Source organism: Pseudarthrobacter niigatensis (genome assembly GCF_030812615.1).
Classification (GTDB): domain Bacteria; phylum Actinomycetota; class Actinomycetes; order Actinomycetales; family Micrococcaceae; genus Arthrobacter; species Arthrobacter niigatensis.
The window spans coordinates 1-26,350 of record NZ_JAUSTB010000024.1; the positions used below are offsets into that span (position 1 = coordinate 1).

A 26,350-nucleotide genomic window follows, 5' to 3' on the forward strand; every position below is an offset into this window, starting at 1 on the left:
TGGCGCATCAAGGTCGGCGACGGCTGGAACGTCATGACCGCCATCAGCGCAGCAGGAGACCTCACCGGAGACGGCAAACCCGACCTCGTCGCCCGTGACACCAACGGCACCCTCTGGACCTACCCGGGCCAAGGCAACGGCCTCTTCGGCTGGCGCATCAACGTGGGCCCCGGCTGGAACGTCATGACCGCCATCAGCTAGGGACCGGTCACATTCATCACCAGACGGAGTCGCCGCGCAGGACAGCGTCGCTGCCGCCGTCCACGTAGACAATCTGCCCGCACAGGTGGGTGTTTTCGGCGCTGTTGAGCCACGCCAGCAGGCGTGCGACGACGATGGGTTCGGCGATGCCGTTCAGCGGCATCGGGACCACTTTCAGCAGCGACTCCCGCTCCTGTTCAGTGTCGATCAGGTCTGCGGTCATGGGCGTGGCGATCACACCGGGTGCCACGGCGTTCAGCGGGATCCCGGCACCGGCCCACTCTGCAGTGGCAGCCTTCCGGCGGACCCACCGGGACAGCGCCACCTTGGTGGACGCGTAAATAAGTTGCCCGGTGGTGGACGGTTCCTTGGCCAAAACCTGGGCGCGGTCCATGGCTGCCGGCTCGTCCCCGTCAGTCAGCAGCGCTACGAGCTCATCGTCGCTGGCCATGAGGGCCGCCATGGAGGACACCACAACGGCGCGGGGTGCCTCCGAGCCGGCCAGCAACGGCCTGAGCCCTTCGATCGAGGCGACGGTACCGAAAAAGTTCACGGCCACCGTGGCCGGAGCCGGTATGGCGAGGCCGGCCACTGCATAGACGGCATCAATCCTGCCGCCGCTGACCTCCCGCACCGCGTCCACCAAGGCACCGCGGCCCTCCGCGGTGGAGAGGTCGGCCACTACTTCGGCGTCGTGGAGATCCACGCCGATCACTCGTTCGCCCCGTTGTTCGAGCAGTTCCTTGGTTGCCTTGCCGATCCCGGAGGCGGCGCCGGTGATGACGGAAGTACGGGGCATGGTGTCTTCTTTCGCTGGCTGGGCGGGGTCGGGGGGTCGGTGCCAACGATGCCCGGCGGCCCCCAGCGGAACCAGAGTCCAAAGGCCCGTGAGCACCCAGCCGCAAACTAACAACCCTTGTCACACCGTTAACCACTCATTCATATCCTCCTCAAAACCTGTACAACGGCTGGAAATACCGTGGGAGCCATGGACAACATCTCCCGCAGAACCCTCATCTCCGCCGGCCTCGGGGCCGGGTTGGTCGCAGCCCTCCCTGGTACCGCCGTCGCGGTTTCCACCGCGGACGACGCCGGCCTCCGCGCCGATCCCTTCATGCTCGGCATCGCCTCGGGCGAGCCGTGGCCGGACGGCTTCGTGCTCTGGACACGCCTGGCGCTCAACCCCGTGGCGGAGGACGGGCTGGGCGGTATGCCGTCCCGCCCGGTCGCCGTGCAGTGGGAAGTGGCCGAGGACCAGGGCATGCGCAACGTGGTGGCCCGCGGCGTCGAGCAGGCCCGGATCGAAACCGCGCACTCGGTGCACGTGGAGCTGCGCGGGTTGAAAGCGGGCCGCGAGTACTTCTACCGGTTCCGCGCCGGCAGGCACCTGAGCCAGGTGGGACGCACCCTGACCAGCCCGGCGCTGCACGAGACGCCCGCCGCACTGGCCATGGCGTTCGCCAGCTGTGCCCAATACGAGCACGGCTACTTCACCGCCTACCGCCGCCTCGCGGAGGACCACCCGGACCTGGTGCTGCACCTTGGCGACTACCTCTACGAATACAAGAAGGGCGGCTACGTGATTGGCGGCGGCAACCCGCGCGACCACGAGGGCCCGGAGACCGTCACACTGGAGACTTACCGGCAGCGGCACGCCCAGTACAAGGCCGACGCCGACCTGCAGGCCGCGCACGCCATCGCACCCTGGGCAGTGGTCTGGGATGACCACGAGGTGGACAACAACTGGGCGGACGACGTGCCGGAGAACAGTGACGCCGGCCAGCTCAATGACAGCGTGGAGCATTTCCGCGAGCGCCGCGCCGCCGCGTTCCAGGCCTACTACGAGAACATGCCGCTGCGTCCGTCGTCGCTGCCGGCAGGCCCGGACATGAAGATCTACCGCAGGATCCAGTGGGGCCAGCTGGCCAACTTCCACATGATGGATACGCGGCAGTACCGCGACGATCAGCTGGCCGGTGACGGCTGGAAGAAGAACGTGGCTGAACGGCTGGCGGAGGACCGGACCATCACCGGCGCCGAGCAGGAGAAGTGGCTGCTGGATGGATTCAGGAACTCCACCCAGCGCTGGGACATCCTGGGCCAGCAGGTCTTCTTCGCCGAGCGCGACCGGAACAAGGCGCCGGAGATCGACGACGTGTCCATGGACGGGTGGGATGGGTATGCCTCTTCCCGCCGCCGCATCACCCAGGGGTGGGTGGACGCGAACGTCCGGAACGCCGTCGTGCTCACCGGCGACGTGCACCGCAACTGGGCCAATGACGTCAAAGTGGACTACAAGGACCCGGCTTCCCCGGTAGTGGGGTCGGAGCTGGTGTGCACCTCCATCACGTCCACCGGCGACGGCAACGGCTCCACTGCCGACCCCGTCATGGCCTGGAACCCGCACCTGAAGTTCTACAACGACAACCGCGGTTACGTGAACACGCGCATCACCAGGGACGCCATGACCGCGGACTTCAGGGTGCTGGACCATGTCACGACGCCTGGTGCGCCGGCGTCCACCAAGGCCTCCTTCGAGATCCGCGACGGCGTCCCGGGGCTGCAGCCGCGGGCCTGACCTTCGGCGGGGGTGAACGCGGCCAGGCCTACTTCACGGCGTTGGCCGCGGTCACCCGCGGACGCTGATGAGCCGCGCTCCCGATTACGGTGCCCCGCGGCTCCCCGAGTCCGTGCTGGACCCTGTGGTCGCCGTGAAGTTCCAGTCGAAGGATCCGTCCGAGTGCAGCGTCAACTGGAGGAAGCCCCGGCTGTCGCTGAACCGTTTTGCGATGTAGGACGGGCGGCGGCCGATGAAGGGGCGGGTATCGATGCCGCCGGTGGAAACCTGGAAGGCCGTCATGCCGTCGTCGACGCATTTGTCGGCATTGTTCACCGGGCAGGACCGCTCGTAGTTGTGCTGCGAGGCCGAGAGGGTCAGGCGGACGCGGTACTTCCACATCACGTCGATCCACGGCTTGTTGTCTTCGGTGCGGCCGTGTTCGCTGGTGTCCGATGTGAAATACGGCTCGTGGTAGACCACTGCCAGGTGCTGGCCGGCTGCCTGGGCTGCCGAGAGATCCTTGTCCAGCCAGTCCGTCGCGGCCTTGGCTTCCGTGGTTTCGTACCGCCACAACGCGGAGGACAGGAAGGCGAAATGCCACTGCCCAAAGTCCTTCGAGTACGGCTGGCCGTTCGGGACGAACCCGCGTTCCTGGTTGATCGCGGCCTTGTCCGTTGAGCCCGGGCACTGGCCGTTCATGAAGTTGTCCAGGTCTTCGTTGCGGCCCGGTTCCCAGTCGTGGTTGGGGGCGGACACCCAGTACATCTTGGGCAGCGTGCCGCCCCAGAGCGGTTTCCAGTAGTTCACGTAGTCGTCGCAGCGGGCGGTGCTGTACTGGAAGTCGCCCAGGCCCAGGAACGCGTCGATTTCGTTGTTCGCGGCAAGCCGGGCGATGGCCGCGCCGTTGCGGCCGGAGGGGCTGTCCGGGTCGGTATTCCCCTCGGGGTTCATGTCGCCGACGGCCGCGATGTGCACGTCAGGCAGGGGTGAAGGCTGGTCCGGAGGTTTCGGTCCGCCGGTGCACCCCGCGGCAGCGAGCGACAGGAAGGCCGCGGCCGTTGCCGCTGCGCGCCGCCAGCGTTTGGAACGAGGGAGCGTTGGCTGCATCCCCTGACCTCCCATCTCTTCCTTGGCTTATCTTCCGCCCCACAGGCCACACCTGAACAGGGCTTGCCGGAAGCAACTTCGGATAACGCGTCGCTCCCCCCTCGATATGTTCGTTATTCGAACATTTGTACGTTTAATGAACTTCTTGGTAGCCTCCCATCAGTAAGCATGCCGTGGATCACTCCCCCTGGTGACAAGGCTCTCAGCCCGCATGCATCCCGGCTTCCCTGATCAATGAGGATTTCATGACCACTTCCCCCTCCACCCGCGCGTCCCGGTGGCCGGTCTGGCTCTGCTGGCTGGCCATGGTCTTGGACGGCTTTGACCTGGTGGTGCTTGGCACCGTCATCCCTACGCTCATCAAGACCGGCGAGCTTGGCTTCGACGCGGTCGGCGCCACTTTGGCTGCCACAATCTCCCTGGTCGGCGTGGGTCTGGGCGCCCTCTTCATCGCCCCGTTGTCGGACCGGTTCGGGCACCGCAAGCTGCTGGTTGCCTGTGTCCTGTGGTTCTCCATCTTCACGATCGCGGTCATCTGGGCCCCCAACGTGGCAGTGTTCAGCACTTTCCGGCTGCTGGCCGGCCTGGGGCTGGGTGCCTGCCTTCCGGTCGCCCTGGCCTACATGAACGATTACGCACCTGCCGGTTCCGCCGGCAAGTCCACCACCCGGACCATGACCGGCTACCACGCAGGCGCTGTGGCCACGGCTTTCCTGGCACTGATGGTCATCCCGGACTGGCGCACCATGTTCGTGGTGGGCGGCATTGCCGGCCTGGCGCTGGTGCCGCTCCTCTGGTTCAAACTCCCCGAGACCCTGCCGGCAGAACGGGACGCCAAGAGGCAGGAGCAGGGCAGTGTCCGGGACCTGGCGAAGAAGCCGTACCCGCTGGTGGCGCTGGCCATCGCTGCGGCCTCGTTCATGGGGCTCCTGCTGGTCTACGGCCTGAACACCTGGCTCCCGCAACTCATGGCTTCCGCGGGCTATCCCGTCAGCGCCGGCATATCACTGCTCCTGGTCCTGAATCTCGGCGCCGTTGCCGGCCTTATCATCGCCGGCATCCTGGCGGACAAGCACGGAACCAAGCGGATCGTGCTGCTCTGGTTTGGCCTGTCGGCCGCGTGCCTTGCCCTCCTCAGCGTCAAGGTTGACAACGCCATCCTGCTGAACGCGCTCGTCTTCATCACAGGGGTGTTCGTCTTCAGTTCCCAGGTGCTCGTGTACGCCTGGGTCAGCCAACTCTTCCCGGCGCGGCTGCGCGCCACGGCCCTCGGCTTCGCCGCCGGCGTGGGCCGCGTGGGCGCCATCGCCGGACCTGCCGTGACCGGCGGCCTGGTTGCCGCCGGCATCGCCTACCCGTGGGGCTTCTACGCGTTCGCCGCCGCCGGCGCCCTGGCCGTCGTCGCGCTCGTGACGGTACCGCAGGTCATTTCCGCGCGGAACCCGGTCCAGGAGCACGCCGGCTAAGCAAACGCAGCCCGGAGCTTCAGACCCCAACGACGGCGGGTGGCCGGCTTTTCGAAGCCGGCCACCCGTCGTCGTACTGCTGGTTATTGTGCGCCTGGTGCGCTAGAGGCAGACGGGCTGGAATGCCGGGTCTGCCGGACCGGTCGGCTGGGCCAGGGCGTTGCCTACCAACTGGTGGACCACAGGATCATTGGGCGTTTGGTCGTGTTCAATGACGTCCGCGGGGCACTTGTCCTGGATGGTGATGTTGGTGACCTGCCGGGCGGAGCCGCTGAGGTATTGGCTGTTGTACGGGACGACCACCTCGTCATGGGTGGTGGAAATGACCGTGTAGGCGGGGCCGGCGACAGTATCGCCGATGGAGTTGAGCTCCTGCATGAAGGGCGATCCCGCCTGCTGGTCCGCGCAGGCCGCACAGCCGGCTGCGGTGTAATCGGGCGTGGGCACCATGTCCGGCGGCGGAAGGATCACGCCTTCCGTGCCGTGGTTGGACGGCGCGATGCCGACAAGCTGGTGGACGTACTTGGCGCCGCCCAGGAAGCCCATGTAGTACCGGGGCATCATGCCGCCCTGGCTGTGGCCCACCAGGTCCACCTGCTTGGCGCCCGTGGCGGAGCGGACGGCGTCAACGAACGGTGCGAGTTCCTTTGCGGAATCCTTGACCGGAGCCGTGGCATAAATACCGTTGGTTGCCCCGTAGTTCAGGGCGAAGACGCAGTACCCCTGGCTCTTGAGGTAGGGCGACATGGTGGACCAGTTCTTCTCCATGCTCTCGAAGGTTCCCGGAACCAGGACCACCGGATACGGATGTGCCGCTGACGGTTTGCAGGTCCAGTCGTTGGCCCCGGGCGGGGAGACGTCGACCGCCTGGGCGGGAGCGGCCACCAGGGATGAGGCCAGGAGTGCCGCGGCGGCAACTGACAGGGCTCGGCTTAGGAATGACATGGAAACCTCTTCGTTTGTCTGTCTCTGGAGCGGCCGCTGCTGATGGTCTTGGGGGTGCCCATCAGTTCCGGCCGTAGTTTTCCATGCTGGCAGCAGCCGGCACTCCTTCGCAGCGAAAGTGCACGAACGTGCGGGGAAAAGGCGGGATCACCAGCACGGGATTCCACTGTGAATGTGACCTGAAGCACTCGCGTTGTTACTGGTGAGTAGCACTTTTTGGCTCTTCATGCGCGTGGACGCCGCTCAGCAGCGGCTGCACAAACGTGCATTTGGGGCCGCGGGCCGAGAACGCCGGAACGGTGCCAGCTCGCCGTTCATTTCCGGCGGGCTGGCACCATTCCGGCGACGTCGGCAGAGCCCGCGCCCATCAATCGCAGCGCTCCCACCCGGCGTGCCGCCGTCGTTGGTCCTCCTCGGCTGCCGCGTCCTGTGGGGCGGACCCTTGAGCTTTTCCTGCATTGTTTGCGGCTGGGCGCGGGGATACCATGCTCGCGGGGAGGGGCCTGGTCTCGCACGACGAAAGGGGCCATCCCCATGACCGATTTCTTCACGATGCAGCCCGGTGAGACCGCCGCTCCCGTGCCGCCCGGGCCGGTCCTCTGCACCGGGACCGCGGCCATGCGCCGCATTCACCGGTTCTTCCTGTGGGCCTACGCCGAGGCCCCGGGCCTGGTGCGGTCCGTCGCTGCGGGGGATGCGGCCCGCGCCGCGTACGTTGGGGAAGTGTTGGGAAACTTCGACATGGTGCTGCACGTCCATCACGAGGGTGAGGACCTGCTGATGTATCCGCCGCTGGAGCAGCGCGCCCCCGGCTGCGTCCTGCACATCGCGCAGATGCTCGAGCACCACCGGCAGGTCACCCAGCGACTGGAGCGGATCGAGCCGGTGCGGCTGCGGTGGATGCGGACAGTGGACGACGCCGACGCATCAGAGCTTGCCGCGCTGTACGAGGACCTGAAGGCGGTCCTGGACGTGCACCTGCGCCGCGAGGTCACCGAGGTCATGCCTGTGGTGGACCGGGTGATGACCGAAAAGGAAGCCGCGGCGGTGGGACAGCACGGGATCGACAAGCTCGACAAGAAGTTCATGGTGGCCTACCTTGGCATGGTGCTGGCCACGAACCCGCCGGCGGACCGCGTAGAGCTGTTCAAGGAAATCCCGCCGCCTGTCCGCCTCGCCTACAAGCTGGTGGGGCGGCGGATGTACCGGAAGCAGTACGCCACGCTGTTCCCCGGTCGGCCGGTCCCGGAGACGCTGTAACGCTGGTCCAGGGCTGGGGGGACCGGCGCGGCACGCCTTGGCCACGCCCAGGCGGACCCCGGAAGCCATCGTCGAGGGAGGTGGGCGCCGCGAGGTCGGGCGGCAGGCAGGGGCCGATGCTACGATTGCTACGGAGGTTTGCCATGACAACGATCCCCCATCGTGAGCTGCGCAACCAAAGCAGCAAGATCCTGGAGCGGGTGAAAAACGGTGAAATCATCGACGTCACGAACAACGGTGAAGTTGCCGCTACGCTGATACCGCCCGCAGCTTCACCCTTTGAGCGTTTACTCCGATCGGGTGGTGTCCGGGCGTCCCGGGGCCCCGTTGATTTCCGATCGATCCCCCGGGCAACGCTCGCCACCGGCACCGCCGAAATTCTCGACGATCTGCGCGGCGACCGTTGATCCTTTACGTGGACACCTCGGCTGCCCTCAAGCTCGTGGTTGAGGAAGCCGAGTCCGGCCCAACTGCGGAATTCCTGACGGCGTCGGCCGCACAGGGCGCCCTCCTGGTTGCCTCGATGCTTCTCTTCACGGAACTCCATTGCGCGGCCAACCGCCGGGGCCTGCCGCCGGAATTGGTCAACACCGTACTGGCCGGCATCAACCTCGTGGACCTGGTTCGCTCCGACCTCACCTATGCCGCTGCACTGCCGGGTAGGTTGCGGAGTGCCGACGCGATTCATCTCGCAGCCGCGATAAGGCTTGAGGTCGATGAGTTGGTGGCCTTCGACAAGGAGCTCCTGAGTGCGGCAACCGCGGCAGGGCTAAGAAGTCACAGCCCGGGCGCCGAACCCCACTAGCTTGGGCTGGTAGGGACACCACTCCCCAGCTGCGCGTCAGACCCAGGCGGATCTGGGTGCGTGAGTCCGCCTCGGCGTCATTGCCGGCTGGTGCGGCATTGACGAGCAGGCGGGCTCGCCTCGGGAGAGTTGAACCACGACGGCGGCAGCATCCGCTCACGTGCGCCGTCGCCTTGGCTGAGGTGCCAGGGTTTCCGCCCAGCACACAGCGGGTACGCTGCTTCTACAGCGAACGAAACCACTAACCAAACGGAGGGCCACCCATGCACGCCGTGCTCGAATACACCTACGCCGACAACTACCTTGAGTCCCGCGAACAGTACCGCGCAGACCACCTGAAGGCAGGGTGGGAAGCAGTGGAACGCGGCGAGCTCCTGCTCGGCGGAGCAGTTGGCGAAGACCCCTTCAAAGGGCTGCTCATCTTCACCGGCGGGAACCCGCTCGAGGCCGCCAAGGCGTTTGCCACCGCAGACCCCTACGTCATCAACGGCGTCGTGACGTCATGGACCGCGAACCCGTGGACCACAGTTTTAGGCAACGAAGCCGCCTCACCGGTCCACCCCTAGTCCTCCGGGTGCTACAGGGCCTGAACCTACTCGGCGATGTCCTCGGCCCACAGCTCCGGCTTGTCGGACTGGAACGAGCGCATCATGTCCACGCAACGCTGATCATCCAGGACCACCACCTCAACCCCGCGTGCGCGCAGGAGGTCCAGTTCGCCGTCGAACGTCTGTGCTTCCCCCACTACCACGCGGGGGATCTTGAACTGGATGATGGTTCCCGCGCACATGGCACACGCGGCCAGGGTGGTGTAGAGCGTGGTGTCCCGGTAGCTCTTCTGCCGGCCGGCGGCGCGGAGTGCGGACATCTCGCCGTGCGCGATCGGATCGGCGTTCTGGACCCGTTCGTTGTGTCCGCTCGCGAACACCACGCCGCCCCGCGCGATTGCAGCCCCGATGGGGATGCCACCCTCGGCCAGGCTCTTCTGTGCGGCCTGGTAGGCAGCCTCGAATGCCTGAAGATCGTTGCTGTCCAGTGCCGGCGCGGCGGATTCGTGCTGTTCGTGGGTCATGGCGGCTTTAGGACCTTACGTCGTCGTGGTCGGTGATGGACTCGGCGATCCGTTTGATTGCCGCGAGTGTTTCCGGGATGCCGTCCAGCGCCTGCTGCGTGCGGTCGGCGATCTGGGCGTCAGCGTCAGCGCCGTATTTTTCCCGGAACATGGCTATCCCCTCGGGAAGGAATTCCCAGGACTCGGTTAGGACGGTTCCGGCAGCTGCCGGGGAGAGGGTGAACCCCCAGCGGACGTATTTGCCGCCCACCACCCAGGCGAACTCGCGTCCGCGGTCGGCTGCCACTACCTGCGAGCGGGTTTCCCACATCCGGTGCGGGAGCTCGTTCCGCCCGGTGAACCATGCGCCGGGCTGGCCGGCGTCTGCCTCGTCGTCCCACCAGCACGCCTTGCAGACCGGGCTCCACTCACCGGTGCGGGTGACGTCGGAGACCAGGTCGAAGAGGGTCTCGGCGGATGCGTTGACCGTGACGGAGTCCTGGTGTTGGCGGATGCTGCTCTGGTTCATGGCTCCATCCTTGCAGACACCCACTTCTCCTGCCGTTGGCTGCGCACCAGGAACTGTTCCTGAGCCGGGATGGGCTCCGGCGCGGAATCTCTGCAAAAACTGAGCTCAACCTGATCATCCGCCGCCGGCCGGCCTATACGATTTCCTGGACACCCGGGACCACGGGATCCGAGCGACCAAAATTGGGGGAATCAATGCAGGAACTGGGCCGGATTTATTGGACCCGGCAGGGGCTTCGCCTGGCGTATTCGGCGGTACTTATTTGGCTCGCCGTCGCAGTGATGTCGGCGCTCATGGCAAAGGCGACGCCGACAGCTGGACCGGGTCCGGCTTCGGCCGCTGGGGTGTTGCGCGGCCTGTTTGACGGAGTCGTCGCCGCGGTCACTGTGCCTGGCGTCGCCGCAGTGGTTCTGGGCATTGCCGCAGCGGTCATGACGAGCCGCGATGTCCGACGCCGCGACCCGGTACGCCGCTTCACCCGCCAGCAGCGCCGCGAAGGGATGGCGCGGGCTAACGGGCTGTGCGAGTTGGAAGCCGGCTTGGGGCGCCGCTGCGGCCGCCCGGCAGAGCATGGCGACCACTTCTACCCGTGGTCCAAGGGCGGCTCCACCAGTCTCCAGAACTTCGTTGCCGCGTGCGCCAGGTGCAACCGCGCCAAGCGGGCGAGGATCCCGTCTCCGGGCCAGCAGCGCCGGATGGAACGACGACGGCGTGACTACCTTCCGCCGTCGGCCTCGGTCAGCGTGGGCGAGCGTCAGCCGCTGCCCTGAGCATGGGACCGGAGCGGGAGCTTCCGGTCAGTCAGCTTCGGCTGAGGTGTTTGGCCTGGTTTGTGGTTTGTTCTCCCCAGCCTTGGTGAGCGTGAAGATCCCGTAGCGCATGGCACCGGTGCGGTAGGCCAGGATCAGGCGGGGAATGCCGGGAAACGAGTTGCGGTTGCGGGACCGAAGGGCAAGCCGGCGCATCTCGGGATCCACGAGCAGGGCCTTCACCAGCCGGCGAGCGCAGATCGGCCAGGTGCGGGCGACCCGGTGGCTGACATCCTCATAGCCGCTGACCGTAAAGCCCGCGTCCGTTGCCATCGCCTCATACTCCTCACGCGTGCCCATCGAGGGCAGGCGCCCCTCGCGGCAGATCGGCTCGAGCAGGTGGCGGACCTTCCACCCGCGGGCGCCGGTCTCGGCGAGCCACGCGCAGATGACGAACCGGCCGCTGGGTGCCAGCACGCGGTGCGTCTCGGCGAAAAACCGGGGCTTGTCCACCATGTGCTCGCTGGACTCGATGGCCCACGCGGCGTCGGCCGAGGCGTCGGCCAGCCCGTTGGCGAGCCAGTCGCGGACCCGGATGTCCACGCCGGCGACGGGGTGCGCGGCGGCGTAGTGGGCCTGCTCGGCGGACAGCGTGAAGCCGGTGACGCTGACCCCGCGCGTCACCGCGAGCCGCCGTGCCGTGGAGCCATAACCGCAGCCGATATCAACGCCTTCCTGGCCCGGCAACAGTCCCAGCCGGTCGCCAACAGTATCCACCAGCGCCTCGACGGCCTGGGCAGGTGTCTCGCGGCCCGTCGTCCACAGCCCGTGGTGGACATGCTCGCCCCACACCCGGCGATAGATGGGATCGAGCTCGTCGTAGTGATCCGCCACCGCCTCGGCGTCCTGGGAGATATCGGGGACGATCACGCCCCGACCCTACAACGGAGCATCAGGGCGAAGGAAGGGTCAACAACCTGTTGCCCCGACAACCCTGCAGGCGTTCACCCTCCCGTGCGCCCAGTCGGTCCCGATGGCGCCAACTGCGTCGGTGCTGGATTCCACCTTGGCGCGGATGTCTGAGGGGGTGCCTCCGGGGTTGGTGCTGCGGGCGAGCGCGGCGACTGCAGCAACAATCGGTGAGGCCATCGAGGTGCCGCTGCCGATGTCGTACCCCTGGGAACGGTTGTACTCCCGGGCGAGGACGAACTTGTGGTTGGGGAAGGTGGAGTAGACGCTGACCCCCGGCGCTGCCACATCCACCCAGGCACCGTAGGTGGAGAACGACGCCTTCGTGTCGTTGTTGTCCGTTGCCCCCACGGCAATGACGTTCGGGTAGGCTCCCGGGTAGTTCATGCTGGTGTTCCCGCCGTTGCCGGCTGCAGCAACCATTACCACGCCCGCGTTCCAGGCGTTGTTGACCGCAGTTTCCAGGGTGGTTGACGCGCCGACAGCCAGGCTCATGTTGATGACCTGGGCGCCATTCTTGACGGCCCAGTTGATGCCGTTCGCAAGGCCTGAGCTGGACCCTGCTCCGGTGTCGCTGAGGATTTTGCCGGCCAGGATGCTGCATCCCGGGCACACTCCGGCCACGCCAATGCCGTTGTTGGCGGTGGCCGCGACGATCCCGGCGACGTGTGTTCCGTGCCCGTAGTTGTCGTCGTTGCTTCTGGACGTGGTGTAGTTGACCCGTGCCACCACCTTCGGGGTGATGTCGGGGTTGTCCAGGGCGACGCCGGAATCGAGGACAGCCACCTTGATTCCCGTGCCGGTGGTGACGGTCCAGGCTTCCACGGCGTCCACATCGGCGTCCGCCCTGCCCGCGGGAACCGTCACCGTACCGTCGGTGTTCGTGAACGATTGTCCTGTGTTTTGCAGCGCGTACTGGCGGGGAAAGTAGGTGTCGTCCGAGGCCGGGGTGACCACGTAGTCCGGTTCGGCATACTCCACCACCGGGTTCCGGGACAGGGCCTCGACGAGCTGCAGCTCCTTCCCTGCCGGCACGGTAATCAGGTGCGCGCCGGTGCTGCCGACGTCGGGCCCGTCGGTCAGCCCGTGCGATCTGAGGGCGCCCGCAGCGGCGGCATTGTCGCGGAACTTAACCAGGATCTGCCCTGCCGTGATCGCCGGCGTGGGTGCGGCGTTGCCCGGGACCACCGCGCCCAGCAGGCTGCCAATAACCAGGAGAAGGGTGGCGAAGCTCGCCAGCACAAGCTTTTTCATGGGGCTATCTTCCGCGCACACGGCACGGGTGGATAGGGGGAAAGGCCCTTGATAAGTTTCCGGCCCGCGCGGGGGGTGGCAGGCAGGGCAGGGCAGGACGGACGACGGCGGCACGTGCGTCCCGCCGTCGTCCGTCCACCGGTCCCTACCAGTTCGTCGTTGACACGCTGGGGTGAAGGTTGTCGGGGGTGTCGCTTAGAGTAAAAGCCGACGACGTGACGCACCAAACACGGGACCCCAATGGACTTCTACTCCATCAATTCCCTGCGGGAGAACCATGCAGGCTGGTCACTGCTCCGTGCCCAGAATGCGCCGCTGGCACTGACGTTTTTCATGGCCGCCTTCACGGGTCCGAACCAGCGCAACCTGGGCCGGCAGGAGTTGATCGACGTCCTGGACGACGTGCTGTTCGGCCTCCGCGACAGCGAAGGCGGGGACAGGTTTCCCCGTCCCGCAGGCGAATACCTTGATGACTGGGCGGCCGACGACCGCCAATGGCTGAGGAAGTACTACGTTTCCGGCGAGGACGAACCCCATTACGATCTCACGGCGGCTGCGGAGGACGTGGTCCGCTGGGTGGAGAACCTGCGCGGGCGGGACTTCGTCGCAACCCAATCCAGGCTCACCAGCATCTTCGCCGTACTGAAACAGCTGGTGCAGCAGTCCGAGACGGACCCGGAGGTGCGGCTCGCAGAGCTGCAGCGTCAGCGGGACGGGATCGACGCCGAGATGCAGCGGATCCGCGATGGCAACATCCGCGTTATGACCGGCCCGGAAGCATTGGACCACTTCCAGCAGCTCACGGCCCTGGCCAGGGACCTGCTCTCCGACTTCCGCGAGGTGGAGCAGAACTTCCGCAAACTGGACCGACAGGTCCGCGAGCAGATCGCGACGTGGGACGGCAGCCAGGGTGAACTGCTGGAGTCGATTTTCGACAACCAGCAGGACATCAGCAGTTCCCTCCAGGGGCGCACATTCCAGGGGTTCTGGGACTACCTGATGTCTCCCCAGCTCCGCACCGAGCTGCAGGACCTGCTTCAGCGTGCCACCCGGATCGAAGCCCTGGCCAACGCGGAGAGCCTGAACGCGCTGGCCAACCTCCACCAGGACTGGCTTCCCGCCGTTGAACAGACCCAAGCAACGGTCCGACAGCTATCCCAACAAATGCGCCGGCTCCTGGACGACAAGGTGTTCCTGGAGAACAAACGCATCATGCAGCTGATCCGCCACATCGAATCCGGCGCATTGGGCACCCGGGAGGCACCGCCGTCGGGTGCCTTTATGGAAATTGACGCACCATCCGTGGACGTGGTGCTTCCCTTTGAACGGCCCCTTTATGAGCCCAGCCGCAAAGTGCTGGTGGACGATGCCGTGGAAACGGCCGACGACGCCGACGTGGACGCCTCGGCCCTGTTCGGCCAGTTCTTCGTGGACAAGGAACGCCTGCAGGCCAACATTGACGCCATTCTGGCCGGGACCGAGCAGGCCACCCTCGCCGAAGTCACGGCAGCGTACCCCCTCTCCCAAGGCTTGGCGGAGGTGGTGGCGTACTACCAGCTGGCCACCGAATCGGACTGGGCCACCATCAACCCGGAGCAGTCCCAGCGCCTGTCCTGGCAGCTGCCGGACGGCTCCATCCGCGAAGCCACCATCGAACAGATCATTTTCGGAAGGCCGGCATGAACGTCCCAGCCACAGCTGACAGTGAAGCCCGCACGCCTGAGGAGCTTCCGGCCGTCGTCACCCGGCTCTTCAAGGGCGTGCTGTACTCGGAGAACGACGAGAAGCTGTGGCAGTCCCTGCTCGGGCTGACCTCGCACGTGCGCGACTACGTGGCGGTGCTGGGCCTGGACCTGTTGCTGGACGAGTCTGAGGGGTACGCGTTCCTGCGGTCCAAGGATGATCCGGACGGCACGCTCCCCCGGCTCATTGCCCGCCGCTCCCTGACCTTCAACGTCAGCCTGCTGCTGGCCCTGCTTCGCCGGCGCATGATGGAGTTCGACATCAACAGCAGCGAGGTCCGGCTGATCATGAGCGAGCAGGAAATCGCGGACATGGTCTCGGTGTTCCTGCCCGAATCCAGCAACGAGGCCCGCGTCCTGGACCGGCTGGGGGCTGACATCAAGAAAGTGGTGGAGCTCGGTTTCCTGCGCAAGCTCAGGGGGCAGGCGGACACGTACGAGGTGGCCCGGATCCTGAAGGCGTACGTGGATGCGCAGTGGCTGGAAGAGTTCGACGCACGGCTGGACGACTACCGCCGGACGCTCGCCGGCGAGCCGCCCGCCTCTGCGGAGCCGGCCAGGGCAACCGACGCCGCACGCACAATTGGGGAGGACCAGTGACCGCGGACTTGGGCACGGACCTGCAGGAGAGCTTGTTCAGTCTGGATGAAACAGCTGCCGACGGCGGCACTCCCCCGGGCTTCCGGCTGCACCGCCTGGAGCTGCTCAACTGGGGCACCTTCCATCAGGGGGTGCGCACGTTCCGGCTGGACGGGGCGAACAGCCTGCTCACCGGCGACATCGGTTCGGGGAAGTCCACGGTGGTGGATGCGATCACCACGCTGCTGCTTCCGGCGCACAAAATCGAGTACAACAAGGCCGCGGGGGCGCAGAAGAAGGAACGTTCCCTGATGTCGTACGTCCGGGGCTTCCATAAGAGTGCCCGGAGCGCCGCCGGGGAGTACTCCAAACCGGTGGCGCTGCGCGGTTCGGGCCAGCTGACGGTGGTGCTGGGCGTCTTCCATAACGCTGTGCTGGGGAAGTGGGTCACGCTTGGCATCACGCTGTGGGCCACGCAGGAGGCGGGGCAGCCCAACCGGTTCTACTCGCTGGCGGAGGCGGACCAGACGATTGCAGCGGACTTCAGCAATTTCGGCCAGGACCCGCTGAAGCTGAAGAAGAAGCTCCGTGCGGCCGGGGCATCGGTTCATGATTCGTTCGAGCCGTACTCGGCCGCGTTCAAGCGCCAGTTCGGGATCAGCGGCAACCAGGCCATGGAGCTGTTCCACCGCACGGTGTCCATGAAGCAGGTGGAGAACATCACCTCGTTCGTCCGCGGCAACATGCTGGAGGAGGACGACGTGGCCGCCCGGATCACCAACCTGATCCACCATTTCGACGACCTGAAGAAGGCCCACGACGCCGTCCTCCGGGCCAAAGACCAGATCGCCCTGCTGACACCCATCAAGGAGGGCGCCGCACTCCATGCCGGGCTGACCGCCGACTACGAGCTGGCGCGCAAACAACGCGACCAGCTGCATCCGTGGTTCACAGACCGAAAACTGCAGCTGAGCCTGGAGCACCAGGCCGAGTTGGATCGCACGGGCGTGCGGCTGCAGGAGGATTCGGACCGGCTGACCCGTGAGATCAAGCAACTGCGCCGGGACCTGGCCGGGGTGGAGGAGGACGTCCGCACCAACGGCGGCGGACGGCTCGCCGCGATCGACGCCGAACTTGCCGCTTTGGCCGCCAAGTCCGCCGAGCAGAAACAGCGGTTCGAGGCCTACTCGGCCGCGGCATCGGACCTTGGCCTGCAGTCCCCCGAGGACCGTGTCCTGTTCGACGCGAACCGGGCGGGGTTCGCCGGGGTGGAACGGGACTTGGCCGCGCGCACCGAGGCGCTGCATGAAGAGCGCACCAGGCTGTCCATCCAGCAGGCAGGGCTTGAGGCCAGGTCCGGGGAGATCAAAGCCGAGCTCACCAGCCTGCAGGCCCGGCGCAACCTGATTCCGCTCCCCCAGCTGGATATCCGCCGCCGGCTCTGCGAAGGCACCGGGATCACGGACAGCGACCTGCCGTACGTGGGCGAGCTGCTCAAGGTCCGCGAGGGCGAGGCCGGCTGGGAGGGCGCCGCCGAGCGGACCCTCCACGGGTTCGCCCTCTCGCTCCTGGTCCCGGCAGAGCACTACGCTGCGGTCAGCAGCTGGGTGGACGCAAACAACCTGCGGGGCCGCCTGGTGTACCTGAGAATCGGGGAGTCCTACTCGCCCAGGGCCGCCGAGCCGGGCACGCTGGCGGCGAAGATCGCCATCAAACAGGGCACCCCGTTCCGGGACTTCCTGCAGGACGAGCTCAGCAGCCGGTTCGATTACTTCTGCTGCGAGAACCTTGCCGATTTCCGCCGCTACCCGAAGGCGCTGACGGCCAACGGCCAGCTCAAAGGCGGGCGGGGCCGGCATGAGAAGGACGACCGCAAGGATCTGGCGGACCGGCTCAACTACGTGCTGGGCTGGGACAACCATGACAAGATCGCCGGGTTCCGCGCCGACCTGGACGAAGTGCAGGGCCAGCTGAAGGTAGTGGCCGGGCAGCTTGACCGGGTCAATGGGGAGCTGGGGGCGCTGGGCCGGAGGAACCGGCAGCTCGGTGTGGTGGGTTCCGTCACGGAATTCGGCGAGATCAGCTGGCAAGCGACGGCGCGCAGCATCGAGGACCTGAAGGCGGAAAAGCGGGCCCTGGAGACCACCAGCGACCTCCTGCAGCAGCTCATGAACAAGCAACAACAGGTCACGGCGGAGCTGGAGCGGCTGGAGGACAAGGCTGGCAAGCTCCGCGAGCGCTTGGGCGCAAACGAGAAGGACGCCAGGGACATCGCCGAGGCAATAGAGGAGTGCCGGGCCGTCCTGGTTGACATGCCGATGACTGACGACACTGGGGTGCTGGCCGCCGTCGAACGCCTCACCGCAACAACGCTGGGGGACAAACCGCTCACCTACAAGAACACTGCCGCCGTGGAAAGCACCGTGCGGAACGGATTGACGGACACCATCGACGCGCTGTCCAAGAGGATCGCCCGTGCAGCGGAGAGCACCGTCACCAAGATGGCGGACTTCCGAAACAAGTACCCGAACGAAACCACCGACTTCGACGCCTCGCTGGAGGCCGCGGCGGACTACAACCGGCTGCTGGAGCAGCTGGTTGGCAACGACCTGCCCCGGTTCGAGAACCAGTTCAAGGACCTGCTGAACCAAAACACCATCCGCGAGGTGGTGGCGTTCAATGCGTTCCTGGACAGCCGGCGGCAGAACATCATTGAGCGTATCGGCGAGATCAACCAGTCCCTGGCCGGTATTCCGTACAACACGGGCCGGCACATCCAGCTGGAGCACCAGGCCACATCGGACCAGGACGTGCGTGAGTTCGGCAGCGACCTGCGGGCGTGCTCGGAGGGGACCATCGGTGGGACCGATCAGTACTCCGAGCAGAAGTACCTGCAGGTGGAGAGGCTGATTGACAGGTTCCGCGGCCGGGAAGGACTGACTGACCTCGACCGGAAATGGACGGCGAAAGTGACCGACGTGCGGAACTGGTTCACGTTCTCGGCATCGGAGAAGTGGACGGAGACCGGCGAGGAATACGAGCACTTCACGGATTCGGGCGGCAAGTCCGGCGGTCAGAAGGAGAAGCTGGCGTACACCATCCTGGCGGCGGCCCTGGCGTTCCAGTTCGGGCTGGGGTCCGGCAAGGGAGCGGGCAGGAATGCCGGCAGCGGCAGGAGCTTCCGGTTCGTGGTGATTGACGAGGCGTTCGGCCGTGGCTCGGACGAGTCCGCCCGGTATGGGCTGGAGCTGTTCCAGCGGATGAGGCTGCAACTGCTGATCGTCACTCCCCTGCAGAAGATCCACGTCATCGAGCCCTTCGTCTCGCACGTGGGGTTTGTAGCGAACATCAACGGTGACGATTCCCAGCTGCGCAACATGACCATCCAGGAGTACCGCGAGGAGAAGGACCGGCGTGGCCACTAAGGCGTGGACCACGCTGGCGGACCTGAGGGCCCTGTCGCTGAAGGCGTGGAGCAGCGGTTCACTCCTCCGGGAGCTGCTGGAGCCCAGCGGACTGTACCCCCGGCGTCGTCCTTTGAAGCGTCCGACGGCGGCAGAACTGCTCAGCGATTACGCGGCGGTCCGCGCGTGGGCAGCTGAGCTTTTTTCCGGGGCAGGTGCCTACTCTTTGGAAACGGTAGAGACCGGGCGACGGACTGTGGGGGCCAATTCCCTTCCCGGCGCGGCTGTATTTGCCACTGTTGAGGACGAGATCGGCTTTGTTGGGAAGGCGCGGGAGGTCGGCGTCTTCCGGTCTCTGGCCGAGGGCCTGGCCGGACTGGATCCCCAGCTGGTGGACTGGGCAGCGAGGCGGCCGATGAAGCTCCTCGAACTGGGCCCGGCGGCCGTGACTGCGGCGCGCGTAGCGTTGTGGCTGCGGGACAACCCGGCGCCCGGTATCTACGTCCGCCAGTTGGGCCTGCCCGGGGTGCACACGAAGTTCATCGAGCGGCACCGGCAGGTTATTGACCAAATGCTGGCAACCGTCGAGCCTTCTTCCCGCGATCATGAAATGTCCGCAGCTGACGACGAGCTGGAGTCCTCGAATCATGATGCGGGACTCGAAGACAGCGCGGGAAGGACACCTGCGGCGAGATTCGCACGACGGCACGGGTTCCTGCACCCTCCGGAGTTTGTGAGATTTCGTCTGCTGGATCCTGAAATTGACCAGTTCGGTGGGGCGCGGGACATCACATTGACAGCCGAAGCGTTCGGCGGGTTGCGGCTGCCGGTGGATACCGTCATCGCAACGGAAAACCAGGTCAATTTCCTGGCGCTTCCCGACCGTCCAGGGACGCTGGCACTTTTTGGGGGCGGGTACGGATTCTCTTCCCTGCGGGACGCCGCCTGGCTCCGTTACTGCCGGGTTCTCTACTGGGGCGACATTGACACCCACGGCTTCCGGATCCTCGACCAGCTCCGGGCAGTCCATCCGCACGTGGAGAGTGTACTGATGGATGAGCGCACCCTACTTGCACACAGGGATGCTTGGGGTAAAGAGGAGACGCCCTCGAGGGCGGCGCTTGCGAGGCTGACGGCGGCAGAAGCGGCGCTCTACGAATCCCTGGGGAACAGCACCTATGGCTCGAATATCCGTCTGGAGCAGGAGCTGATCAACTGGTCCTGGGCGCTCAAAGAGCTGAGGGCCTGAGTCCTTATCCCGATTACCGGGCCACGCCGAGAAAAGACAGCGAGCGACTGCTCCACAGCCACCATCGTTTCCGAATTCGTAGCGGCTCACGCCGGCCAGTCTTCTGAATCTGCTCGACGAAATCCTGGTCGTCTGTAATGCGGTCGGTGGCTGCGACGGCGCGCGCCTGGCGCTGGGTTGGAGCACGGGGCCTTCCACCAGAGCGAAGGGGAAGGGCGACGGCGCCACGTGCGTCCCGCCGTCGTCCTTCCTTCCCTGCCGGGCGTCTGCCCGCCAGAACCTACGGGTGCACCAGCACCTTCACCGCGGTGTCCTTGTGGTTGATGAGCGTGTCGAAGCCCTGCTCCACCAGGTCCTCCAGCGCGATCCGGCCGGTGATGAACGGCTTGAGGTCCACCTTGCCCGCCTGCACCATCTTGATCACGGCCGGGTGGTCGCGGACGTAGGCGATGGTGCCGCGCAGGTCGATTTCCTTGAGGACCAACTTCTGCATGTCGATGGTGGCCGGCGCGCCCCAGATGGACACGTTGACCACCACGGCGCCGGGCCGGACGGCGTCGAGCATGGTGTCCAACACGGCGTTCACGCCGGCGCATTCGAAGGCGACGTCGGCCCCCGCCCCGCCGGTGAGCTCCCGCACCCGCGCAGGGACGTCCTCCTTGCTCGGGTCCAGGACGTGGTCCGCGACGCCGCTGGAGGTGGCCTTCTCCTTGCGCGCCTGAGTGAGTTCGCTGATGATCGTGGTCACCCCCATGCCCTTGAGGACCGCGGCGGTGAGCAGGCCAATGGGCCCCGAGCCGCCGACTAATGCCGTGTCGCCCGCCTTCACGCCGCTGCGGGCCACGGCGTGGTGGGCTACGGACAGCGGCTCGATCAGCGCCGCCTCATCGAGCGGAATTTCCCCGATAGGGTGCACCCACCGCTGGTCCACCACGATCTTCTCGCTCAGCCCTCCCCCGCCGCCGGACAGCCCGATGAAGCCCATCTGCCGGCACAGGTGGTAGCTGCCCGCCTGGCACATGTCGCAGGTGCCGTCCACAAAATAGGGTTCGACGACGAAGTTGTCCCCCTTCGCCAGGCCCGTCACCCCTTGACCCACCTCGGAGACAGTCCCGGAGAATTCGTGCCCCAGGGTCACCGGGGATTCCTCGTGCGAGAGTGGGTGCGGATGGCCCGGTGCCGGGCAAAAGATGGGCCCTTCCAGGTACTCATGCAGGTCGGTGCCGCAGATGCCGCACCACGCGACGTCGATCTTCACCGCCCCGGCGCAGAGTTCCGGCTCCGGGATGTCCTCGATGCGGATGTCCTTGCGGGCGTGGAATCGTGCTGCCTTCATGATGGCTCTTCCTTTAGCGGGTGTGGTGGCTGGACTGCAGTTCGTACACCGGCGTCTCCAGCCCCTCCATCCGGGCCTTGAGCTGCAGGGCCAGGTAGGAGGAGTAGTGCCGGCTCTGGTGCAGGTTGCCGCCGTGGATCCAGAGGTTGCCGATCCTCGCCTCAGACCAGTCCGCCCCTCTGAAAACTCCAGCCGGTCCGCCGGCCGCAGCACCTCGGTGGTCACGTGCAAGAGGTTGAGCGGCGGGGAACCGTCGGCGGCGAAGGGTTCCAGGGCCGGCTCCGGGGCGTCTCGCATTGTCTTCTTGCGCTCGCTGACCGAGGCGACGCGGGAGCGGATGAGGCTTGCACCTGCAACAGAACAAGGCTGGTATGGCAGAGTAACCGTAGACGGTCGGGAGCGTCCCGCCATCACGGAAGGACGGGACTTGTATCCAAAGCTCTTCGTATCGGCTCCCCAGGATGCAGACGTTCGGAGGCTCCTCTCTGCACTCAGGGAGCGGGGAAATGACGTGGTCACGTGGGCGGACGTTGCTCCATTCGAGGAAAACGTGCAAGAAAGCCTCAAGGAGGCCATAAATACGGCAGACGTCGTCATTGCGGTGTTGGGCGCGCGGAATAACCTAGCGCCAGGTATTGAAGCCGGCATAGCAGTTGCTTTAGGCAAAAAGCTAGTTGTAGTCGCTGATAAGGGCGTGCCCGTACCCACAACTCTATCCAGTGCGCTACTAGTGCGTGGCAAGCCGGGAGACATTGACGCTATCCGATACGCTCTGGACGAGATCGACCGCAGACCTGCACTCGAACGTCCCCGAATTTCAATGTCTGCAGCGAAACGGGAAACGCTCGGGGCTGATTCGGACATACTGGTCCTCCAGTTGAATCAAGCCCAGACAAAGGATGAGGAAGCCCTCCGTATTCTGACCACTGCAATCGAAGCTTCAGGTGCACTTGCCGTGCAAAATCCAAAAGCCGATTCCGGTTTTGATTTGGGGGTTTGGTCTGACGAACTGAGTTCTATAAATGCAAATCCATTATTGATCGAATTTACCAAATCTTTCGATGCGTTCAAACGAAAAACAATACTCGCTCGGTTGCGGGAAAATCCAGTCGCCCAGACGGCATTAGTCGTATACATGCAGGACGCTGGAGGTGTGCGGGATAGTAAACGGCCGTACACTCGTTCCGACTTCCCCATTCTAGCGATATCCGCTCAAGATTTTCTTGCACAACTAAAAGTTTCTACATTTTCGGAAGTAGTTAGACGACTTCGTAACCGAAGCGTGCACGGGGTCTGATCATGCAAACATTTGACCCGCTTCATGTAGCAACTCTGTTTTCCCTCGGTGATCAAGCTTTAACGAACGTTGTTAAGGGAAAGGCTTTAGAGGATCTAATCGCCTATCTCTTCGAATGCGTCCCTGGTGTTACCGTTTCAGCAAGAAACACGATGAACGCGTTCAGCGCAGAAGAAATCGATGTGGCCTTCTGGAACGAGGGGGAGCCTGCTGGCTTACGCCTGTTCGACCATATCCTGCTGGTGGAATGCAAGAACTGGTCTGGTCCTGTTGGCTATCCGGAATTGGCCATTTTCAATGATAAACTGCAAAGTCGAGGCCGCCCCATGGGAATTCTCGTTGCCGCCCATGGCATTACGGGACAATCGACAGCCTTAACAGCAGCTCATAGTGTGATTGCTAGGGCCCTTTCTGAAGGAAGAGAGCTCATTGTTCTCACGAGGGCCGAGATCGAGAATTTACGGGAGATCGATCAGCTTGTGAAACTCTTGAAGCGCAAGCGCGCGCAGCTTGCTGTTTCGGGCACCATCTACCTCGATTGATCAGAGTGTGCCGTCACTCAGAGGACCAGGTCCTCGCGAAAATGGGGTAGCCGCTCGCCTCAAGTGCAAGATTCCATCTTGCTCGAATCGTCAGCGCCCACAGTGGGTCTACACCGTGGGCAAATGCGATGTGACCATCAATGAAGCGCACAAACGATAGAAGCGAACGGAAGTTCCGACTACGGGCGTGGGCTTGAAGTGTGAACTTCTCGACGCCGCGGACGTGGCCAGAAAGACGCCGCCTGAACTCTGGAAGAAGGCGTACACTCTCGTCATCAACGAGCAGGCCCAGAACGATATGCCGGGCTCCGGGTGGCACCACCCTAGTCTTCTTGGCGTTAATTTTGAATCCGGCGTTGACGACCGCCTTCTCTACGGCTCTGGTGAGCGCGGAAGAATGTGCACGGTTCCAATTACCGCCCGTTGAAAACGTCAAATCATCCGAGTAACGCGTGTAAACAAGTTCTGAATTAGCTGCGATAGCTGACAGTTGATCGTCGAGCTTTCTTGTAGCCGTATTGGCGAGCGCACCACTTGTGGGCGCTCCTTGCGGGAGCACACCGTGCTTTCCCGCCGCGTATGCGGGGATTGCCGAATACCGCTCACGAATAGAACCTAGTGGATGCTGAGGGAAACCTGGAAGCATTCGGGTACATAGCCTGGCCAACTCCAGCGCTACGAGGTTGTTGTAGCCCCCTTCACGGAAAATCTTGAATACCGAGATTTCGTCTATTGACCCGAAATAGTTTTGTAGATCAAACTTCACCATCCATCGCACACCTACGTGCTGGTGAGCACAATCCACGATCGACACGCCTTTGCGGTAGGCAAAGCTAGAAGAGTGAAAACCGACATGGCCAAGCGCGTTATCAAGAATCCACCTCTGCACACCTGCCAGGACAGGTTCTGGTGCTGAAATGTGTCGGCGGCCCCCCGACCTTTTTGGCCTGGAGATGTCAGCGTAGGGATCGTACGTGCGCTGGACAATGCGACGTAGATACGTTCCTGAACAACCCGTTAGCCTCGCAAGGTGATTCAAACTAAGAACGGGGTGAGAACCCCTTGATCGAATGATATTCATCTGCTGCTGTGCAGCTGAAATAACACCAAGGGGAACGCCCAATTCGGTTCCGACCTTTTTGTAAAGATGAGGGAGCATGTTGGGCGTCTACTTTGATTTATTCGCGCAGGGACTTTGCGTCGTCGTCCCAGGCCACGTCACGATCAGAGGACGACGCAAACTCTCAACGTAGCGTCCGCTCGTCCGACGATTGCAAGTAACCTGCAACCCCGGGCCCAAGGACCCGATCGTGTCAGCACAACGTGCCGACTCCTCTAGATGCACCGTCCGCTCCCTCATCTTAGGGACTCAGGATAATACGCATCAAAAGATGGCTCGAGCATCGCCACGGACTTTCTGGGCTTCCGTTTTGCCATTGCCAGCTCTTGCAGTCCCAAAGGAGTTGCCCTGTTTCTGTCATCGAGCAAGGCTGATGATTGAAGAAAGGCTACGAGCGAATGAGCTTCCTCAGCACTGAGGCGCAGTGCACCTGCTATGGAGGCCAGTGATCGACCGCGGCGGGAAGCTAACCCCAAAATCATCAGCAGGGATACCTGTTCCCTGCTCCTGTCGACTAGGTTCATCGATTCGAGGAGTCGCGGCTGCCCAGACTCAGCGAGAATGATATCTCGACGGGCCCGGGGGGAATATCCGACGATCTTGTCAAGAAGGTCGGAGGGCATGACTCTTTCGTCGAAAAAGGGCAACCAGCCACCGCCCGTTTGTCGAAGGATGACGGGCAAGTTATTCGGCACGGTGGAATCAGTGGCGAACACTCCTCGGCTGCCCATGAAACCGTACGCTTGGTTTTTTCTGTTGGGTAACGCGTACTCCTTGCATAGACGGTCGATAATTTGTCGCTCCATCTCGGACCAGCCCGATGACGAGAAGGATGGTGCCAACATCTCAAAGGAGAAAGAGTCAACGTATTTATCACGACTGACATTGTGCACAGCTATCTCAGAAGCTGCGAAGGCAACCGCATGAATCTTGATAAGGCGACCGGAACGCCAACTACGTATTGTCGGGTTACGTGCCAAGGCCCGAGCATAGTTGATTATCTGCTTACCAGAACCTGCGTAGTCCGACAGTAAGACTATCGAACGGCACTGAGAGTCTCTCAGTAGTTGCAAGGATGAAGCGGGGTGAAGCCAAATATCCTGATGTGCAGGTTTTACACCCGCAAGGTCGCGCACCACGCTGCCCAGAAATGCTTCGCTGCCAGGCGTTACAGGAAGCAGTGCGCCCGGGTCGAAATCGACATATGCGGTCTTTAATTTCCGTTCTGAAAATGATCCAGTGTGGGGCTTCGTCTCGAACTCATTCAGTTTTCTCGGAATTAGTAATACTGCAGGAAAGTCTAAGGCTCGGTCCTCTTGTAAACCGGCTAGCTTTTGCCGGAAAAACGGACGCATCTGCTGCGGCCCGCAAACTACGAGGCTGTCGAGAAGCAGCTTCGCGTAGGGACGGTCGAGTGGTGCGAAGTTTGTAAGCCACTGCTTGCCCCGGTTTGAACTGCTGGGACTTATCAACGCAGACTACGAAGGTCGGTGGAACTCGTCATCCGGACACAGTACCTACTACACATCGTCTCGCATGCACGCCACACCCCTGAAGCAGTCGTGTGGTGTGACCTCAAGACTGAAAGCCGTCGCTGCCAATCCAGTACGTTAAGTATTAAGGACCCCTCCCAGCATGGCTAAGGACGACGGCCGACGAACCGCTTACAGGCAAGCTGGCACACGGGTGGTCATAGACTTTACCCGTATCACTACTTCAAGGATCACCTACCCAAATGACTGATCAGGAACCTGGGCTCTTCGACCTTCCAAGGGCAGGCATTGCGTCGCCAGCCATCGAAGACGTTCCGATCTCTCCCGAGCAGATCGCGAGCATCCGAAGCGCCTTGGACAAAGCGGGAATCGTTTCCATGGCTGAACGCCAGGAGGTCATTCAAAGCTGCGTCATCCGAAGTATCTCGAACATCAGGGAACTGTATTCACGCGACGTGCGCCAGGTTCTGGCACGCATTGAAGGATGGGGTAGCAAGTCGGAACCTACCTCTGGCTCGGCTTGGGACAATCGTGAAGAAGACACCTGGATCGACAAGCTCTAGGCTGCCCTGGAAGAAACCCTGCAACTCGCCGGTCGCGGGTGGGCTAGACGATATGTAGCAGGAGGTGGCCGGCTTGGGAGGACCACCTGTGGAGCCTCTGGACCCTTCTGGAGGTCCATTGTCGCCGGA

25 protein-coding genes are annotated in these 26,350 nt (G+C 63.9%); 15 read left to right on the plus strand and 10 right to left on the minus strand.

Annotated elements, in window-relative coordinates; translation table 11 throughout:
• The coding region (locus tag J2T23_RS19490; RefSeq protein WP_307362779.1) for an FG-GAP repeat domain-containing protein at positions 1-201 on the plus strand (201 nt) is incomplete at its 5' end.
• Between the two features lie 16 nt (positions 202-217).
• Here J2T23_RS19490 and J2T23_RS19495 read toward each other — a convergent pair.
• A complete protein-coding gene (locus J2T23_RS19495) occupies positions 218-1,000 on the minus strand; it encodes an SDR family oxidoreductase (RefSeq protein ID WP_141180973.1) in 783 nt (260 codons plus the stop codon).
• A 189-nt stretch (positions 1,001-1,189) separates the two neighbouring features.
• On the opposite strand from J2T23_RS19495, the gene J2T23_RS19500 reads away from it, so the two are divergent.
• Positions 1,190-2,779, plus strand: coding sequence for an alkaline phosphatase D family protein (locus J2T23_RS19500; protein WP_307362784.1), 1,590 nt, complete (start codon positions 1,190-1,192; stop codon positions 2,777-2,779).
• 84 nt (positions 2,780-2,863) lie between these two features.
• On the opposite strand, the gene J2T23_RS19505 is transcribed toward J2T23_RS19500, so the two are convergent.
• Positions 2,864-3,868 carry a metallophosphoesterase family protein gene (locus tag J2T23_RS19505; RefSeq protein WP_307362787.1) on the minus strand — a complete coding sequence of 335 codons (1,005 nt, stop codon included), beginning with the start codon at positions 3,866-3,868 and terminating at the stop codon, positions 2,864-2,866.
• Between the two features lie 245 nt (positions 3,869-4,113).
• Between J2T23_RS19505 and J2T23_RS19510 the strand changes: the two genes are divergently transcribed.
• The gene (locus J2T23_RS19510; RefSeq protein ID WP_307362790.1) at positions 4,114-5,334 is read left to right on the plus strand and encodes an MFS transporter; all 1,221 of its coding nucleotides are present in this window, start codon (positions 4,114-4,116) and stop codon (positions 5,332-5,334) included.
• Between the two features lie 102 nt (positions 5,335-5,436).
• Here J2T23_RS19510 and J2T23_RS19515 read toward each other — a convergent pair whose 3' ends face one another.
• Positions 5,437-6,279: an esterase/lipase family protein gene (locus tag J2T23_RS19515; protein ID WP_307362793.1), complete on the minus strand. Its 843-nt coding sequence runs from the start codon at positions 6,277-6,279 to the stop codon at positions 5,437-5,439.
• A gap of 534 nt (positions 6,280-6,813) precedes the next feature.
• Between J2T23_RS19515 and J2T23_RS19520 the strand changes: the two genes are divergently transcribed.
• The 4 genes from J2T23_RS19520 (at position 6,814) to J2T23_RS19535 (ending at position 8,910) form a co-directional block, all read left to right on the plus strand.
• On the plus strand, positions 6,814-7,539 hold the full coding sequence (locus J2T23_RS19520) for a hemerythrin domain-containing protein (RefSeq protein WP_307362796.1): 726 nt from the start codon (positions 6,814-6,816) through the stop codon (positions 7,537-7,539).
• Positions 7,540-7,682: 143 nt separating this feature from the next.
• The gene (locus J2T23_RS19525) at positions 7,683-7,946 is read left to right on the plus strand and encodes a type II toxin-antitoxin system Phd/YefM family antitoxin (RefSeq protein ID WP_141161279.1); all 264 of its coding nucleotides are present in this window, start codon (positions 7,683-7,685) and stop codon (positions 7,944-7,946) included.
• Between the two features lie 8 nt (positions 7,947-7,954).
• Positions 7,955-8,344, plus strand: coding sequence for a type II toxin-antitoxin system VapC family toxin (locus tag J2T23_RS19530; protein WP_307362800.1), 390 nt, complete (start codon positions 7,955-7,957; stop codon positions 8,342-8,344).
• A 263-nt stretch (positions 8,345-8,607) separates the two neighbouring features.
• On the plus strand, positions 8,608-8,910 hold the full coding sequence (locus tag J2T23_RS19535) for a YciI-like protein (protein ID WP_307362805.1): 303 nt from the start codon (positions 8,608-8,610) through the stop codon (positions 8,908-8,910).
• 26 nt (positions 8,911-8,936) lie between these two features.
• On the opposite strand, the gene J2T23_RS19540 is transcribed toward J2T23_RS19535, so the two are convergent.
• Both J2T23_RS19540 and J2T23_RS19545 read right to left on the minus strand, forming a co-directional pair.
• Positions 8,937-9,416, minus strand: a complete 480-nt coding sequence (locus J2T23_RS19540; protein ID WP_307362807.1) for a nucleoside deaminase — start codon at positions 9,414-9,416, stop codon at positions 8,937-8,939.
• Between the two features lie 7 nt (positions 9,417-9,423).
• Positions 9,424-9,924, minus strand: coding sequence for an SRPBCC family protein (locus tag J2T23_RS19545; RefSeq protein ID WP_307362810.1), 501 nt, complete (start codon positions 9,922-9,924; stop codon positions 9,424-9,426).
• A gap of 194 nt (positions 9,925-10,118) precedes the next feature.
• On the opposite strand from J2T23_RS19545, the gene J2T23_RS19550 reads away from it, so the two are divergent.
• On the plus strand, positions 10,119-10,694 hold the full coding sequence (locus tag J2T23_RS19550; protein WP_141161284.1) for an HNH endonuclease: 576 nt from the start codon (positions 10,119-10,121) through the stop codon (positions 10,692-10,694).
• A gap of 27 nt (positions 10,695-10,721) precedes the next feature.
• Here the strand turns inward: J2T23_RS19550 and J2T23_RS19555 are convergent, their stop codons facing one another.
• Together J2T23_RS19555 and J2T23_RS19560 are read right to left on the minus strand one after the other, a co-directional pair.
• A complete protein-coding gene (locus J2T23_RS19555) occupies positions 10,722-11,603 on the minus strand; it encodes a class I SAM-dependent methyltransferase (protein ID WP_307362813.1) in 882 nt (293 codons plus the stop codon).
• 39 nt (positions 11,604-11,642) lie between these two features.
• Positions 11,643-12,896, minus strand: coding sequence for a S8 family serine peptidase (locus J2T23_RS19560; RefSeq protein WP_307362815.1), 1,254 nt, complete (start codon positions 12,894-12,896; stop codon positions 11,643-11,645).
• A gap of 240 nt (positions 12,897-13,136) precedes the next feature.
• On the opposite strand from J2T23_RS19560, the gene J2T23_RS19565 reads away from it, so the two are divergent.
• Genes J2T23_RS19565 through J2T23_RS19580 form a run of 4 tightly spaced genes read left to right on the plus strand, consistent with a single transcriptional unit; the run spans position 13,137 to position 19,870 of the window.
• Entirely contained in the window at positions 13,137-14,579 is a 1,443-nt protein-coding gene (locus tag J2T23_RS19565) for a DUF3375 domain-containing protein (RefSeq protein WP_307362818.1), read from the plus strand.
• Positions 14,576-15,238: a DUF4194 domain-containing protein gene (locus tag J2T23_RS19570; protein ID WP_307362822.1), complete on the plus strand. Its 663-nt coding sequence runs from the start codon at positions 14,576-14,578 to the stop codon at positions 15,236-15,238. The genes J2T23_RS19565 and J2T23_RS19570 overlap by 4 nt, the downstream gene beginning before the upstream one ends.
• Positions 15,235-18,642: an ATP-binding protein gene (locus J2T23_RS19575; RefSeq protein WP_307362825.1), complete on the plus strand. Its 3,408-nt coding sequence runs from the start codon at positions 15,235-15,237 to the stop codon at positions 18,640-18,642. The genes J2T23_RS19570 and J2T23_RS19575 overlap by 4 nt, the downstream gene beginning before the upstream one ends.
• Positions 18,632-19,870, plus strand: coding sequence for a Wadjet anti-phage system protein JetD domain-containing protein (locus J2T23_RS19580; protein ID WP_307362828.1), 1,239 nt, complete (start codon positions 18,632-18,634; stop codon positions 19,868-19,870). The genes J2T23_RS19575 and J2T23_RS19580 overlap by 11 nt, the downstream gene beginning before the upstream one ends.
• A 280-nt stretch (positions 19,871-20,150) precedes the next feature.
• On the opposite strand, the gene J2T23_RS19585 is transcribed toward J2T23_RS19580, so the two are convergent.
• On the minus strand, positions 20,151-21,206 hold the full coding sequence (locus tag J2T23_RS19585) for a 2,3-butanediol dehydrogenase (RefSeq protein WP_307362831.1): 1,056 nt from the start codon (positions 21,204-21,206) through the stop codon (positions 20,151-20,153).
• Positions 21,207-21,717: 511 nt separating this feature from the next.
• Here J2T23_RS19585 and J2T23_RS19590 point away from each other — a divergent pair.
• Both J2T23_RS19590 and J2T23_RS19595 read left to right on the plus strand, forming a co-directional pair.
• The gene (locus J2T23_RS19590) at positions 21,718-22,503 is read left to right on the plus strand and encodes a hypothetical protein (RefSeq protein ID WP_307362848.1); all 786 of its coding nucleotides are present in this window, start codon (positions 21,718-21,720) and stop codon (positions 22,501-22,503) included.
• Between the two features lie 2 nt (positions 22,504-22,505).
• Positions 22,506-23,045, plus strand: a complete 540-nt coding sequence (locus tag J2T23_RS19595) for a restriction endonuclease (protein ID WP_307362833.1) — start codon at positions 22,506-22,508, stop codon at positions 23,043-23,045.
• Between the two features lie 13 nt (positions 23,046-23,058).
• Here the strand turns inward: J2T23_RS19595 and J2T23_RS19600 are convergent, their stop codons facing one another.
• Together J2T23_RS19600 and J2T23_RS19605 are read right to left on the minus strand one after the other, a co-directional pair.
• A complete protein-coding gene (locus J2T23_RS19600) occupies positions 23,059-24,204 on the minus strand; it encodes a reverse transcriptase family protein (RefSeq protein ID WP_307362836.1) in 1,146 nt (381 codons plus the stop codon).
• Positions 24,205-24,401: 197 nt separating this feature from the next.
• On the minus strand, positions 24,402-25,637 hold the full coding sequence (locus tag J2T23_RS19605; protein ID WP_442439580.1) for a phosphoribosyltransferase-like protein: 1,236 nt from the start codon (positions 25,635-25,637) through the stop codon (positions 24,402-24,404).
• A 263-nt stretch (positions 25,638-25,900) separates the two neighbouring features.
• Between J2T23_RS19605 and J2T23_RS19610 the strand changes: the two genes are divergently transcribed.
• Positions 25,901-26,221, plus strand: coding sequence for a hypothetical protein (locus tag J2T23_RS19610; protein WP_307362845.1), 321 nt, complete (start codon positions 25,901-25,903; stop codon positions 26,219-26,221).
• Positions 26,222-26,350: the final 129 nt, after the last annotated feature.

Coding starts and splice junctions, on each gene's coding strand:
- J2T23_RS19525 (WP_141161279.1), top strand. CDS start 7,683: ATGACAACGATCCCCCATCGTGAGCTGCGCAACCAAAGCAGCAAGATC.
- J2T23_RS19515 (WP_307362793.1), bottom strand. CDS start 6,279: ATGTCATTCCTAAGCCGAGCCCTGTCAGTTGCCGCCGCGGCACTCCTG.
- J2T23_RS19520 (WP_307362796.1), top strand. CDS start 6,814: ATGACCGATTTCTTCACGATGCAGCCCGGTGAGACCGCCGCTCCCGTG.
- J2T23_RS19495 (WP_141180973.1), bottom strand. CDS start 1,000: ATGCCCCGTACTTCCGTCATCACCGGCGCCGCCTCCGGGATCGGCAAG.
- J2T23_RS19550 (WP_141161284.1), top strand. CDS start 10,119: ATGCAGGAACTGGGCCGGATTTATTGGACCCGGCAGGGGCTTCGCCTG.
- J2T23_RS19600 (WP_307362836.1), bottom strand. CDS start 24,204: ATGCTCCCTCATCTTTACAAAAAGGTCGGAACCGAATTGGGCGTTCCC.
- J2T23_RS19610 (WP_307362845.1), top strand. CDS start 25,901: ATGACTGATCAGGAACCTGGGCTCTTCGACCTTCCAAGGGCAGGCATT.
- J2T23_RS19565 (WP_307362818.1), top strand. CDS start 13,137: ATGGACTTCTACTCCATCAATTCCCTGCGGGAGAACCATGCAGGCTGG.
- J2T23_RS19535 (WP_307362805.1), top strand. CDS start 8,608: ATGCACGCCGTGCTCGAATACACCTACGCCGACAACTACCTTGAGTCC.
- J2T23_RS19570 (WP_307362822.1), top strand. CDS start 14,576: ATGAACGTCCCAGCCACAGCTGACAGTGAAGCCCGCACGCCTGAGGAG.
- J2T23_RS19560 (WP_307362815.1), bottom strand. CDS start 12,896: ATGAAAAAGCTTGTGCTGGCGAGCTTCGCCACCCTTCTCCTGGTTATT.
- J2T23_RS19595 (WP_307362833.1), top strand. CDS start 22,506: ATGCAAACATTTGACCCGCTTCATGTAGCAACTCTGTTTTCCCTCGGT.
- J2T23_RS19545 (WP_307362810.1), bottom strand. CDS start 9,924: ATGAACCAGAGCAGCATCCGCCAACACCAGGACTCCGTCACGGTCAAC.
- J2T23_RS19540 (WP_307362807.1), bottom strand. CDS start 9,416: ATGACCCACGAACAGCACGAATCCGCCGCGCCGGCACTGGACAGCAAC.
- J2T23_RS19510 (WP_307362790.1), top strand. CDS start 4,114: ATGACCACTTCCCCCTCCACCCGCGCGTCCCGGTGGCCGGTCTGGCTC.
- J2T23_RS19500 (WP_307362784.1), top strand. CDS start 1,190: ATGGACAACATCTCCCGCAGAACCCTCATCTCCGCCGGCCTCGGGGCC.
- J2T23_RS19585 (WP_307362831.1), bottom strand. CDS start 21,206: ATGAAGGCAGCACGATTCCACGCCCGCAAGGACATCCGCATCGAGGAC.
- J2T23_RS19505 (WP_307362787.1), bottom strand. CDS start 3,868: ATGCAGCCAACGCTCCCTCGTTCCAAACGCTGGCGGCGCGCAGCGGCA.